Source organism: Nocardia sp. NBC_01009 (assembly GCF_045208035.1).
Lineage (GTDB): Bacteria > Actinomycetota > Actinomycetes > Mycobacteriales > Mycobacteriaceae > Nocardia.
Genome location: NZ_CP108695.1, coordinates 7,228,359 through 7,242,415 on the forward strand (window position 1 = coordinate 7,228,359; position 14,057 = coordinate 7,242,415).

At 65.3% G+C, this 14,057-nt stretch carries 9 protein-coding genes; 2 read left to right on the plus strand and 7 right to left on the minus strand.

Translation table 11 applies throughout. The features are described from left to right. Positions 1-215: 215 nt before the first annotated feature. The gene (locus OHA42_RS32615; RefSeq protein ID WP_406231622.1) at positions 216-962 is read right to left on the minus strand and encodes a MerR family transcriptional regulator; all 747 of its coding nucleotides are present in this window, start codon (positions 960-962) and stop codon (positions 216-218) included. Between the two features lie 168 nt (positions 963-1,130). Here OHA42_RS32615 and OHA42_RS32620 point away from each other — a divergent pair, with 168 nt between their 5' ends. Next, positions 1,131-1,499, plus strand: coding sequence for a DUF1707 domain-containing protein (locus OHA42_RS32620; RefSeq protein WP_406231624.1), 369 nt, complete (start codon positions 1,131-1,133; stop codon positions 1,497-1,499). Here the strand turns inward: OHA42_RS32620 and OHA42_RS32625 are convergent. Further along, complete coding sequence (locus OHA42_RS32625) at positions 1,496-3,763, minus strand: tetratricopeptide repeat protein (RefSeq protein WP_406231626.1); 2,268 nt, start codon at positions 3,761-3,763, stop codon at positions 1,496-1,498. The genes OHA42_RS32620 and OHA42_RS32625 overlap by 4 nt on opposite strands. Positions 3,764-4,069: 306 nt before the next feature. After that, positions 4,070-5,608, minus strand: coding sequence for an amino acid permease (locus OHA42_RS32630; protein ID WP_406231628.1), 1,539 nt, complete (start codon positions 5,606-5,608; stop codon positions 4,070-4,072). 210 nt (positions 5,609-5,818) lie between these two features. On the opposite strand from OHA42_RS32630, the gene OHA42_RS32635 reads away from it, so the two are divergent. Continuing rightward, the gene (locus OHA42_RS32635) at positions 5,819-6,904 is read left to right on the plus strand and encodes an SPFH domain-containing protein (protein WP_406231629.1); all 1,086 of its coding nucleotides are present in this window, start codon (positions 5,819-5,821) and stop codon (positions 6,902-6,904) included. Positions 6,905-6,942: 38 nt separating this feature from the next. Here OHA42_RS32635 and OHA42_RS32640 read toward each other — a convergent pair whose 3' ends face one another. From OHA42_RS32640 to OHA42_RS32655, 4 genes are all read right to left on the minus strand, one after another. Then, entirely contained in the window at positions 6,943-11,874 is a 4,932-nt protein-coding gene (locus tag OHA42_RS32640) for an NAD-glutamate dehydrogenase (protein WP_406231631.1), read from the minus strand. Positions 11,875-12,043: 169 nt separating this feature from the next. Continuing rightward, positions 12,044-12,733: a hypothetical protein gene (locus OHA42_RS32645; RefSeq protein ID WP_406231632.1), complete on the minus strand. Its 690-nt coding sequence runs from the start codon at positions 12,731-12,733 to the stop codon at positions 12,044-12,046. 2 nt (positions 12,734-12,735) lie between these two features. Beyond that, positions 12,736-13,761: a discoidin domain-containing protein gene (locus tag OHA42_RS32650; RefSeq protein WP_406231634.1), complete on the minus strand. Its 1,026-nt coding sequence runs from the start codon at positions 13,759-13,761 to the stop codon at positions 12,736-12,738. A 75-nt stretch (positions 13,762-13,836) separates the two neighbouring features. Next, positions 13,837-14,049, minus strand: a complete 213-nt coding sequence (locus OHA42_RS32655) for a helix-turn-helix domain-containing protein (RefSeq protein WP_406231635.1) — start codon at positions 14,047-14,049, stop codon at positions 13,837-13,839. Between the last annotated feature and the right edge of the window lie 8 nt (positions 14,050-14,057).

Below are 14,057 nucleotides of genomic sequence, written 5' to 3' on the forward strand. Positions count from 1 at the left end.
CGGCCCATCAGGGCGTGGCACAGAACCTCGAGGGCGATAAGGGTTCGGGGTGTTTCGCGTAGCCGAATAGCATTCCGGCCCAGCGATTCTCGCTCCGCGGACGGCTCCGATGCCGTCGCTGCCTGCCAGCAAACATACCGCTGTTTAACGGCACGTTACGGGTCAGTATCTTCACACGTGGGAATAGTGGACATCGAAGGGGCATTTTCGACCGGTCAGGCCCGCGACAGCGCCTCGGAGATTTCGGCGTCCTGGTCGAGATGCCGTGCTACGAACAGAGTCACGAGCTCCGCGGTCGCCTCGCCGGACATGCTCTTGGTCGCGGCAAGGCGTTCGGCGAGCTCGGCCCGGTCGGCCGAATCCTTTTCGGACTGCTGGAACTTCGCAAAGGTCGTGCGACGGAACAGGTCGACGAAACGTCGGGCGATACGGTCGGTATCGGCCCGCAGCTTCTCGAGTTCGTCGAGCACCTCGGCGGCGGGAACACCCGCCACGCTGAGCTTCTCGACGATCCGAACCAGTCTGCGGTCGGCCAACCGGTAGTTTTCGGCGTCCACGGGCTCATAGAGGCCCGCTGTGACCACGCGGGCGAGCCCGTTGGGCACCTCGTGGTAGCGCTCGGCGAGCTCCGTCGCGGCGATGGTTTCACCTACCTCTGGAAGCTCCTCGGCAACCTCCGTCTTCGCCGCGTCGGGTTCGATGACACCGAGGATGTCACCCAGGTCGTCACCACGGTCCCAGGCGTCGAGCAATTCCCTGATGCCGTTGAGTTTGATCCCGCGATCCAGCAGCCGGCTGATCGTCCGGACACGATTGAGATGCTCCGGTCCATAGAACCCGGTTCGCCCTTTGACCTGGGGTGGGGGCAGGACACCACGCTCGTGGTAGACCCGCAGACTCCGCACGGTCGTGCCGGCCTCGCGCGCCAGCTCGTCGATCGTGTATTCAACAGCGGCAGCCATGGTTCAAGGAAACCACACCGAGTCCGCATCGACGGCCGCCACACGGGCCGTTGTGGCCACTTACATGGCCGCCAGCGACGAATCAGCAAACGCTAGTTCGGTCACAGTCTTCCCGTCCATGGAAAACGACGCCTGTGCAACATTTCCACCTGCGCATATCCTTCCGGAATGGACGACTCTGCGGGCTCTAGGGTCAGTGTCGAGGACCGTGAACGCGCGCTCTTGGAACTGTCACACCATCTCGGCTCGGGCAGGCTGGACCTTGCCGAGTTCGACGAACGCAGCGCAGCAGTGACTGCGGCCACCACCAAAACTCAGCTCGCCGAACTGTTCGCCGACCTCCCCGGTAGCCTGCCGTCCGCCGCGCCGCTCCCGGAGCCGAACCCGATGCGCACGCTCGTCGTGACCGTCGCAGCGATCGCCATCCTCGCCCTGGCCGCCGCCCTCGTCACCGGCACCTGGTGGCCGCTGCTCGTGACGTTCGGAGCGCCCGCGGCGCTGGCGCTTGCCGTCCGAACAGGCGCGTTGCGGCCCTAGAAGCGGGTCTGCGGCCGGACGTGGTTGGCCAAATCGACGAGCCGGTACCGATGCAGGCGGTGTGGTGCGATACGCGCCAATGCTCGCAGGCTCGTTTCCAGACCGCCTTGCAGTCCCAGCTCGGTAACCGGGAAGCCGAGAATTATCGAATGGGGCCCAGCCGGTTGCCCGCCTGCCCGTAGCCACTCCAGTGCCGCCCCGACGACGATCACCTGTAACTGCAGGGCCCGCGGCTCATCCGGCGCCGCATCCAGGCGGGTTGCCGCCTCGGTGAGGTCGGCCTCGGTGATGTCGGCGACCGGCCGCGACACCAGCAGCAGACAACCGGTCATGCGCGCGACACTGTGATAGCGCGAAGCCTCCGGTACCTGATCGAGGACCGCAACGGCTTCGAGTAGCGCATCGTCGGCCGCAAGCCGACGAGCCAGGCCGAATGCCGCACTGACCATTCCGTGGTTGGTCTTCCAGACCGTCGCGTAATAGTCCGACGCGAGCCGGTGCCAGCGCTTGGCCTCGGCGGGTGTATCCAGGTGCTGCAGTGCAAGTTCCGCGGTGGCGGCAAGGGCTAGGGCGGGTGCTAGCTCACCGGGCAGCATGCTGTGCACAAGGTCGAAGTACTCGAAGGCGCGCGCATGCTGGCCATCCAGCAGCGCGGCGGCCGCGGAGTACCAGTCGAGGCGCCAGTCGGCGTTGTAGCGCGGGCGCAGGTCGGCGAGCCGATCGCTGGCCAACCGCACATCGCCGAGGTCGAGGTGGGCGCGGATCGCGGTCAGTGTGCCCTCGAGCTCGAACGACTCCGGTTCCGGGATCGTCCCGGACACGATGCGGTCGGCCGCACGGCGCAGCGCATCCAGCGCCTGTCTCGGATCGCCGTGCAACAGCGTGGACAGCAGCTCGGCGCTCGGGTCCTCGTTGTCCATCAGCGGAACAGGCAGCGCGGCAACGACACTCGGCGCATCGAGGGCAGGCAGTCGGTGCCTGCCGTCGGTCATGCCGTCGGTCTGGCCGATGAGCGTTTCGATGCCGAAATCGCCACGCATGGAGCCGAATTCGATCGAGGCCTGCGGATGTTCGAGGCCGGTCTCCGCCGCGAGCACCATCCGGAGCACGCCGGCCAGCTGGCTGTACATCGAATAGGCAGAAGGAAATCGACGCTGCGGATCCAGGTCGGTGGCGCGTTGCAACACCCGGTACAGGGCCGGGTTTCGGCGCAGCAGCGGCTGATCCTCCGGGGCCGGCAGGCCGGGCAGGTAATGACCTGCTTTGTCCTTGGGCAGTTCGAGTATCAGCGCCGCCAGCGTTCGCCCGACGGTGTAGATGTCGGAGGCGACGGTGGGGCCGGTGTCGGTGATCTCGGGCGCCTGGTATCCGGGAGTTCCGTAGATGCTCCCGTAGGACTCCATGGCGGCGACCGCGCCGAGGTCGATCAGTTTGACCTCGTCCTCGCTGACCATGATGTTGTCGGGTTTGAGGTCGTTGTAGGCCAGCCCGAACGAGTGCAGATAGTCGAGCGCGGGCAGGATCTCCATCATGAAGGCGATGGCATCCGGCACCGAAATGCGTTCCGGGGCACGCAGATCGAGCATTTTCTTCAGCGATCGGCCACCGACGTATTCCATGACGATGTAGCCGTCGGCGACGTCACGCGTCGACCGGTGCTTGACGAAGTTGTGGATCTTGACGATGCCGGGATAGGCCACCTCGGACAGGAATTGACGTTCGGCAAGGGCGACGACGTGCGCCTCGAAGTCGAGCGGGTTCTGCAGGCCCTTCAGCACCACCCATCGATCGCTCACATTGCGGTCGATGGCGAGGTAGATCCAGCCGAGTCCACCGTGCGCGAGGCTGCCCTGCACTTCGTACTGGCCCGCCACCATCTCCCCCGGCTGCAGCGCCGGTCGGAAGTTGAAGGGCGAGCCGCAGCGGTCGCATTCGCCGACCACCGCGCCCGGTCCGGCCTCGGTGGATCGGCCGACCGGCTGTTGACACTTCCAGCAGAACCTTTTGTGCTCGGGCACTTCCGGACGCTCGAGCACCGAGGTCCGTGGATCGAGCGGGCTCACCTGCGGCATCGCGACCAGCCCGTCGCCGAGCCGTCGGACGCTCGGCCGTGATCTGGCGCTGCGGCCCGAAGCGGGCTCGTCGAGCGCAGCGAGCAGGGCGCGCTCGGAATCGGTCGTGCGCTCGGTACCGGTCGTGCGGCGCGAGGTCGACGTGGCCGAAACGGTGCCGGGGGCAGTGGCATTCGAGGTCGCGCTGGGCACGGGGCGGTTCGAAGGCTTCGACCAGGGGTGCGGCAAACGTGCAGGCACCTCGGTTTTGGAGGGTCGCCGAGATGCCCATGGGTGCGGCATCCGCCGTGGCACTTCGGTGCCACGCATACGCCGATTCGCCCATGGGTGCGGTATCGGACGGTCGGAGGCGTTGGGGTGCTCCGGCATGCGAACCTCTCAAACCCACCGTGTAAACGGGGTTTCATTCTGGTCCGCCACCTGTCGACGCGTGCAAGCATTGTTCTCAACATTGGGAATAAGTCCGCCCCGGGCGTGTCGCCCGGGGCGGATACTGGCTCACTCTTCGTCGTCTGGCTTTTCGAGAACCACTACGGCGTCATTGGCCGAACGGGTGGCAGGCCGCTCCGCGAGCACCGGGAACTGACCGGTGTAACCCTCCCGGATCGCCGCGATGCGCAACACCTGCTTACGGGCGAGGAACCAGCCGCCGACCATCGCGGGCACCACGATGACAGCCATGGCGATCACCGCGCCACGCTGCAACTCGTCATCACTGAGTGCCATCAGCACGACCACCGTCACGAGGAACACCAGCGTCGCGTAGCTCGTGTAGGGCGCACCCATCAGCCGGAACTTGGGCCGCTCCACCTTGCCCTCGTTCGCCCAGCGGTACAGCTTGAGCTGGCAGACGATGATCGCCGTCCACGCCACGATCGTTCCGAGCGCCGACATGTTCAGGACGATCTCGAACGCCTTCTCGGGCACCACCGCGTTGAGGCCGACACCGAACAGTGCGATCGCACCGGTGGCCAGGATGCCGACATAGGGCACACCGCCGCTGGACATCCGCGAAGCGATAGCAGGCGCACTACCGTTCATCGACATCGACCGCAGAATCCGGCCGGTCGAATACAAACCGGCGTTCAAGCTGGAGAACGCCGCAGTCAGCACGACCATATTCATGACCGAACCCGCGCCGTCGACACCGATCCGCGAGAAGAAGGTGACAAACGGGCTCTCGCCGGACTTGAAAGCGGTGTAGGGCAGCAGCAGCCCGAGCAGCACCAGCGAACCCACGTAGAACAGCGCGATGCGTGCGATGACGGAGTTGATCGCCCGCGGCATGATCTTCTCCGGGTTCTCTGCCTCACCGGCTGCCGTGCCGACCAATTCGACGGCGGCATAGGCGAATACGACACCCGTGGTGACGAGAACCAGCGGCAGGATGCCACTCGGGAACAGTCCACCGTTCTCGGAGATCACGCTGAAGCCGGTGGGCTGATCCTGAATCTTGAACCGGCCGCCGAGGAAGATGGTGCCGACGATCAGGAAGGTCACCAGTGCGACGACCTTGATCATCGCGGCCCAGAACTCCAGCTCACCGAACCACTTGACCGACACCATATTGATGCTGACCACCAACGCCAGCGCAACCAGTGCGATCAGCCACTGCGGAATCGCCTCGAAAGCTCCCCAGAAGTGGACATACGTGGCGATGGCCGTGATGTCTACGATCCCGGTCATGCACCAGTGGAAGAAGTACATCCACCCGACGGCGAAAGCCAGCTTCTCACCATAGAACTCACGAGCGTAGGAGACGAACGACCCCGAGGAGGGGCGATGCAGCACCAACTCGCCGAGCGCGCGCAGGATGAAGAATACGAACACGCCACAGACGGCGTACACCAGAAACAGCCCGGGCCCTGCGTGGGCCAGCCTGCCTCCCGCGCCGAGGAACAGACCGGTGCCGATGGCGCCACCGATCGCAATCATCTGCAGCTGACGGGGGCGAAGAGACTTGTGATACCCCGCGTCCTCGTCGTGGAGCGAGTCGGCCGGTGCGGCCTGCTCCGAGGGAGGTCGAACTGTGGTCATGGTGACGGCCTTTCAAGTGACGGCGATCATATCTGCGATCAATGTACCGTTAAGTAGCGGCACGTTCAATAGCGGACACTCGACGTAACATGATGGCAATCAGGAACATTCAGGGGTCATGGCCGTTAAGCAGGGAAAATGGTCATCGTCATGATTGAGCGAGCCGCTATATATCGGTACGCTCTGTAGGAAAATCGGCTAGGAGCGGACATGGCGTGGTTCGAAAGGGAGTTCATTGCGGTCCCCGAGGACCGCAAGAACCAATTGGTCTACAAGTGGCCGGATCTCAACATCCGCCGCTACAGCCGGGTGATCGTCAACGCGGATGAGATGGCTCTGTTCGTCAAGTCCGGACAGGTCGTCACCGCCATGGGGCCCGGCCGCCACCGCGTCGACGCGGATGAACTGCCGGTGCTCGGCTCCCTCATCGATCGGGCCACCGGCGGAAACTTCTATCGCGCCGAGCTGTATTTCGTGTCCACCCGGGAGGCCCCCGGCATCAAGTTCGGCGGGCGGCTGGCCGACATCTTCGACCCGGTCAGCGAGCAAGTGGTGACCCTACGCGCCTTCGGCGAGTTCGCGCTTTCGGTGCGCGACCCCCGCGAAATGCTCACCGCGCTGACCGGCACCGCCGATCTCGCGGATCCGACCAGAGTGCAGAGCTGGAGTGGCGACCTGCTGCTCAAGTCCATGAAAGTTGCTGTCACCCAGGGCATTTCAGCAGGGAACTGGCAGGTGCTCGGGTTGTCGGCGCAGCTGCAGCCGATCGAGTCCGCCGTGATGAAGCAGACCAATATCGCGCTCTACGAATACGGTCTGCGGATTCCGCGGATGGGCAATTTCGACATCTCCCTCGATCCGGAAGACGCCGAACGCATCAAGCGACTTGCCAAAGACGTCAAGTACATTCAGCTGGCCGGCGACTTCCAGCGTTATGCCGCAGGTGAACTCGCACTCGGCGCGAGCCAAGGATTCGCGCACGGTGGACATGGCGGTCACGGTATGGACGGCGGATTCCTGGGCGCCGCACTGGGTTTAGGCGCCATCCAGCAGCAGACGGGCGCCCACCCGAGTCCATGGCAGCGGCCGCCATCCCCCGCCGAGCTGCCTGCCGCCGATGCGCAGCCGGTGTGCGCCCACTGCCAGACGACCAATCCGGTGGGTGCTCGCTTCTGCACGAACTGCGGCAACCCTCTGGTGCCGCCGGCACCGCGGCATTGCGCCAACTGCGGCGCGGAAACCGCGCCCCCGGCAAAGTTCTGCGGCAGTTGCGGAACGCAAGTGTCCGGAGGCTGACGCTTTCGCGTCGAACCTCCGGACACCCGCGGTCGATATCAGCCGATGACGGTCGGCGCGACCGCGGTGGTCTCGCCACCGCTCACCATGCTGCGCACCTGCCGCGCCGCCACCGACAGCGTCGCAAGGTCGTAGCTGCCGACGTCGAAGATCTGCCCGAGCGACGCACTGGCCCTTGCCAAGCGAGACCGGTTGGTGGATTCCCAGTAGGCGATCTTCTCCGCGGCGCTCTCATCCGGTTCGGTGGCGCTCAAGACATCCAGCGTCAGTGAGCGCAGCGAATCGTACAGATCGTCGCGGACTGCGAGTCGGGCCAGCGTGCGCCACCGGTCGCCGCGTTCGAGGTTGCCGACCGCGGTCAGCAGCCGTTCGATCTCGAAGTGCTCGTTGAGCGCGGCGTGCAGCACCCCGACCTCCACCGAGTCACGCTCGGTGATGTCGGCGATGTCGATCACATCCAGCAGCGGGAACAGGTGGATGAGCCCGAACGCTTCCTCGGCCAGGTCCTGCGGTGCACCGCGTTCGACCGAGCCGTGCGAGCGCGCGATGAGATCGTCGGCGAGGTAACCGGTCAGCCAGGCAGGCGCCTTGCTGGTGAGGGCACGGACACCGTCACGGTAGCGGGCGATATCGGCGCCGATCGCGATCGGCTGCGGCCGGTTGGCCAGCAGCCACCTGGAGGCCCGGTCCAGGGTGCGCTTGGTCTCGAGCTCGAGCTCGTTGCGCACCTCGGTGGCCATCGGGGTGGTCCGGATCCGCTGCCACAGCGCGTGCAGATCGAAGATTTCGACCGCAGCGGTGAAGGCGCGCACCGCATCATCGGTGGTCGCACCTGCCTCCTCGGCGAGGCGGAAGGCGTAGGTGATGCCGCCGTAGTCGACCACATCATTGATCACCACGGTCGCGACGATCTCCCGACGCAGCGGATGGCGGCGGATGGCGGCGGCGAACCGCTCGCGCAGCGGTGACGGGAAGTAATTCGGCAGCACCGAGGCAAACGCCGGACTGTCGGGCAGGTCCCCTGCAAGCAGATCGGCCTTCAGCGAAAGCTTCACGTGTGCCATGAGATTCGCCAATTCCGGCGAGGTCAGCCCACGACCCTCTGCGGCGCGCTGCTCCAACTCCGTATCCGTCGGCAGCGCTTCGAGCCTGCGATCTAGACCGCGGCGCGCTTCGAGATCGGCGAGCAACCGCCGGTGCACACCCGACATGGCCACCGCATCGGCGCGCGACATGCCCATGCGGAAGTTCTGCGAGATGTTGTCGCGCAGAACCAATTCGGAGACCTCGTCGGTCATGGAAGCGAGCAGTGGATTGCGCTCGGCGACTGCGAGCTCACCGCTGGAGACGACTGCGTCCAGCAGCACCTTGATGTTGACCTCGTGGTCGGAGCAGTCGACACCCGCCGAGTTGTCCATCGCGTCGGTGTTCATCCGGCCGCCGCCACGGCTGTACTCGATGCGGCCGAGCGCGGTCGCGCCGAGGTTACCGCCCTCGCCGATCACCTTGACCCGCAGCGCATTCGCATTGACACGGACTGCGTCGTTGGACTTGTCGCCCACCTCGCCATCGGTCTCGGAAGCAGCCTTGATGTAGGTGCCGATGCCGCCGTTCCACAGCAGATCGACCGGTGCGAGCAGAATGGCCTTGATGATCTCCGGTGGCGACAGCTTGGTCACTTCGGGGCCGAGGCCGAGCGCCGCGCGCACCTCGGGGGTGACCGGCACCGCCTTTGCCGACCGGTCGTAGACGCCGCCGCCCTTGCTGATCAGCGACCCGTTGTAGTCTGCCCACGAGGAACGCGGCAGTGCGAACATCCGCTGCCGCTCCCGGAACGACCGTGCCGCATCGGGATTCGGGTCCAGGAAGATGTGCCGGTGGTCGAACGCCGCGACCAAGCGGATGTGCTTGGAGAGCAGCATGCCGTTGCCGAATACGTCGCCACTCATATCGCCGACGCCGACGACGGTGAACTCCTGGGTCTGGGTATTGATGTTCAGCTCGGCAAAGTGGCGCTTCACGCTCTCCCACGCGCCCTTGGCGGTAATGCCCATCGCCTTGTGGTCGTAACCCGCCGAGCCACCGGAGGCGAAGGCGTCGCCCAACCAGAAACCATACTGCTGGGCAACACCATTGGCGATATCGGAGAACGTCGCGGTGCCCTTGTCCGCGGCGACCACCAGATAGGTGTCATCGGCGTCACGGCGCACCACCCGGGCGGGCGGCAGCACAGCGCCGGTGGTGTGCTCGACATTGTCGGTGACATCGAGCAGGCCGGAGATGAAGGTGCGGTAGCAGGACACGCCCTCGGCGAGCATTGCCTGCCGATCCGCGCCGGGATCGCCGGTGGCAGTAGGCGGCTGCTTGACCACGAAACCGCCCTTGGCCCCAACCGGGACGATAACGGCGTTCTTCACCGCCTGCGCCTTCACCAGACCGAGGATCTCGGTGCGGAAATCTTCCAGACGGTCCGACCAGCGCAACCCGCCGCGCGCCACCGCGCCGAAGCGCAAGTGCACGCCCTCGACTCGCGGCGAGTACACGAAAATCTCGAATTGCGGTCTCGGCTTGGGCAATTCGGCGATAGCGTGCGGGTTCAGCTTGAAGGACAGGTATTCCAGCGAGTTGCCCGCGTCATCGCGACGGTAGTAGTTGGTGCGCAGCGTCGCCTTGATCAGCCCGAGCACCGCGCGCAGGATCCGGTCGGTGTCCAGGCTGACGACCGCGTCGATCTCGGCCTGCACCCGCTCGGCAATACCCTCGGCGAGGACCTCGGCCTCCGGGCCGGTGCCCTCGGGATCGAAGTAGGCGCCGAACAATTCGGTGCAGGAGCGTGCGGTGGCCGGATGGGTCAGTAGCACGCGCGTGATGTTGCCGAGGGTGTAGGCGAAACCGGCCTGCTGCAGGTACTTCGCGTAGGCCCGCAGCATCGCGATCTGACGCCAGTGCAGGCAGGCGCGCAGCACGAGCTCGTTGAGCCCGTCGACTTCGGCCTTACCGAACCACATGGCGGCGACGGCTTCCGGAAAGCGCTTGCGCACACTGGTTTCCGGCAGTGAATCGACATCGGCGCTGGCGGCGAGATCGGCCTCGATGTCGGCGTCGAGCGAACCGCGCAGCAGCGCGGCAGGCACCCGCAGCCCGAAGTCGTAGATCCAGCGCTGCGCGCCGTCCCACAGGGTGATGCGGTAGGGCTGCTCGTCGACGACTTCCACGCCGAGACTGTGCACGACCGGAAGCACCCGGCTCAGGGACACGCCCTCGCCCGCGACGTAGAGCGTGAAACGCCACTCCCCCGAAGGCGATTCGGGATTCCGGTAGAGATTGGTGTCGATGTCGCCGTCGCTCAGCCGCTCGAGCCGCTGCACATCCGCGAGCGCGCGGGCAGGCTGGTATTCCTGCTGGTAGCTCGCCGGGAACGCGGACGCGTAATCCTGTGCGACAGTGGGTGATATGTCTGCCACCCCGGCAGCCTCGGCCACCAGGCGATCGGCCCAGGTCCGGGTCGTCGCGAACAGCAGCTCCTGCACCCGTTCGCGATTGGTATCGGAGATGTCCGCCGGTTCCGCGTCGGGCTTGCGATGCACCGTGAAGTACACGACGGCCAATTCCGATTCGGTGGCGCGGGCCGAGTAGGCGAGCTGCTCGGCGTCGAACTCCGCGCGCAGCAGCTCACCCATCTGCACCCGAACCTCGGTCGAGTAGCGATCGCGCGGCATGTAGACCAGGCAGTAGACCGTGCCGCTGCGGTTGTCGCGACGCAGGAACAGCCGGACCTGCCGTCGCACGCCGAGATTCATGACACCGGAGACGGTTTCGAACAACCTGCGCGCGTCGGTGGAGAACAGCTCGACCCGGGGGAAGGACTGCATCATCTCGAGCATGGCCTGGCCGGAGAAGGAATTCAGCGCGAAGCCGGACCATTCGATGACCTGCAGCACGCGCCGCGAGATGACCGGGATGTCGAGGATGTTCTCGTGCAGGCCCGTCACGGTGAACGTGCCGACGAAGACATGCTCGCCCTTCACCATGGCGACGGTGGCCCCGGCCGGTCCCGCGCTGGTCGCGTCGCCGGTGCCGTAGTCGGCGACACTGACGTAGTAGAGGTCGCGCGAACCGGGCAGCAGGGAATCCACCGAACCGTTGGCAAGGCGCAGCACCGGCCGCTTCGCACCCAGCACGGGGGCGCTGACGTCGGCGACCGATCCGTTGTGCAGCACGCCGAGGCCGGTTCCGGGAATCTGCCACGGCTCCATGGGCGCGTCGGGGCGCGGGGCGGAACGGCGGAATCGGTAGTAGCCGTAGCCGAGCGCGGTGAAGTGGCCGTCGGCCATCCAACGCAAAAGGTCTGCGGCCTCGGGGATTTCGGGGTCGCCCGCCCATTGCGCGGCATTCTCGAGACCGTCGGCCACTGTGTTCATCGCCCCGACGATGGTCGGCGTATCGTCCGCGACGCGACGCAGATCGTTCAGCAGCGGCTCGAGCGCTTGCTCGATCCGGTTGACCTGTTCGTCGGCGAGGCCGTGGCCGAACTGCACATGGATCCATGATTCCGCGACCGCCGCAGGCCCCGGGTCCACCTCGCCGTCGCGAGCCACGATGGTCAGCAGTTTGCCCTCGGCATCGCGGGTCACATCGAAGACCGGATGGATGACCTCGGTGACCGTAGCACCGAGTCGACGCAATGCGGCGGTGACCGAATCGACCAGCAGCGGCATATCGTCATTGACGATTTGGACCGCGGCACCGAGCCCACTGCTGTCGTCGGGCCGGTACACCTTGGTCGTCGCCGATCCGGGAGTGCGGACCGCAGCCAACTCCAGATGCTGCCGGAAGATCCGCTCGGCCCGATCGGTGATCGCCGACGCCGACGCTCCCGGCTGGATCCAGCGGAAGTAGGCCGCCTCCAGATCGGTCGGATCGTTGCGGAACCGCCCCGAAGTTATCGTCTGCTGCGTGGTTGCCACCATCGAACCGCTGCCTTCCCGAGAACTGACCTCGTAACGTACGGTTTCCACACGTTACCTGATTAACGTACCGTTGTATAGCGGTACATTCAACGATGCGACAAGGATGTATGTCGCTTGTACTGCAGATTTGATCCGGATCAGAACCTTGCCGACTCGGATAGCTGAACCGTCAACGGACCAGACCGGCCCGCGTCAGAAACGTCTGGGCGGCCGCCTTGCCGGAGAAGGATCCGGTCTCCAGGCGTAGGCCCGACCGGGTGTCGGCGTACCACGCGCTTGCCGACGGGCCGATCGCGGCGAAAACGGGGCCGTCCGTCAACACGGTTGCGCCCCCGGCCCGCCATCGTCTGATCGTGTCGCTCAAGCTCGCAGGCAAGGACACTTCCGCGTGGAAGGTCAACTCCTTGCCGCCGGAGATTCCGCCGGCCAGCAGTGGATGACTGGCGCCGATGACACATTTCTGGACCATCTCCGTGGTGTTGAGCTGCACACAGGATGCGGCGGAACGCAGCGCCTCGGGCAGCGCGCTGACGGCAGACTGCTGCGGCACCGCGAACAACGACGGAATCGACGGCGAACACGAACGGGCCACCACGACTCCGAACAGCACAACGACCGCGATGAGCACGCCGAATACTCGCCATTTCCAGGGCGGGAGCCCCGCAACAACTTTGACCGCGGTCTCCGCCACCCCTGCCGTCTTCTCCACCGTCTTTTCCACCACATGCGCCGTGGGTTCGACGGCAGCCGCCGCTTTGTGCGCAGCAGCGCGCAGCGGGGCTCCGCAGTGGGTACAGCGGGAGATCGCGCCGCCGACATTGCGGTGCGAACAGTACTGGCAGATCAGCTCGGACATCATGCTCAACGTCCGGTGATCACGACCGAGGAGATGGCGGTGACGTTGATCGCGGGGCTGCCTTTCGATTCCAACACCGTCAGCACGATCTTGGACGCGCTCACCGGTGGGTCGAGCTTCGTGACCACCATGGTGCGCTGATCCAGGGTCGGCTGCGTGTACACAGAGGTGGTGCCATCGTTGAACTGATACGAAACTCGGCTGACAGTACGGTATTTGGCCCACTGATCGGTGCCGTCGGTACCGATGTGGTCCCATCCGGGGACAATACCGATCGAGTCGATCTGATAGAGCTTGCCGAGGTCGATGGTGATGATCTGGCCGTCGACCTTGTAGGCGCGCACACAAGACCACGCCTTACCCGGCTGCCCGCCGAAGGCGTCCATGGCCGGGGTACTTCCCGGCGGGCATTTCGACTGCGCCGACTTCACCTGGATGACCGAGCTCGCCGCGGCAGGTGGGGCGGTGGTCGTTGGTGCGGCAGTCTGCGACGGAGTGACGACGAAGGCCCGGTCCTGTGGCTGGTCCTCACCGCCGCCGGTGGTGACAAGCATCAGGACCAACAACACCGCGAGGACGGCACCGACCGCCAACGCCACCTTGGGCTTTCGCAGCTGCGTCAGGATGTCACGCATGACCCCTTGAGCGGGTGCCAAGCGGCTCGACGCGGACGAATTCGACCGGTTTTCCTGCGGTGGTTGCGGCGGGTCCTCATCGTCAGGAGCGCGCAGTGGCGCGGCCATCGCCGCGTAGTCCGGCGCATAATCTGCCGACGACGCGGGTCCCTGCGACTCGCCGTTCAACAACGCGAGGATTCGCTCACTCGCCTTCGGTCCATCGGAAGGCCGACGGCGTTCGACCGGAGCAGACAATTCCGATTCGAACTCGGTTGAAGCAGGCGCGGATTCACCGGGCCCGGCTTGCCCACCTACAGCGGAGCCGACGTAGCCGAACGACGGATCCGACAGCACCGCCTCGAGGAGAGCACCTCGATGGCGAAGAAAGACGTCACCGGAGTCCTCATCGGGCATGATCCGGATCGTATCCGGATCAGCCGACGCCAGGACCGTCGCTATTCCCGCTGGAGAGAACAGCCGCCGAACGGATCAGCGCTTCTTTTCCTCGGTCACGAAATACTCCGGCGGAACGTCGAATACCCGGGCCAGAGCGATAACAAGATCCAGCCTCGGTATCGCGTCACCGTGAATGAGCCGGTACAGACCGGACTGCGAAACCGGCACATCCGGGTAAGCCAATTCCAGGTGCTGCGCCAACGAATACAACGTCAAGGATCGCGTAGAACCGTCTTCGGTCGACACGACCGATT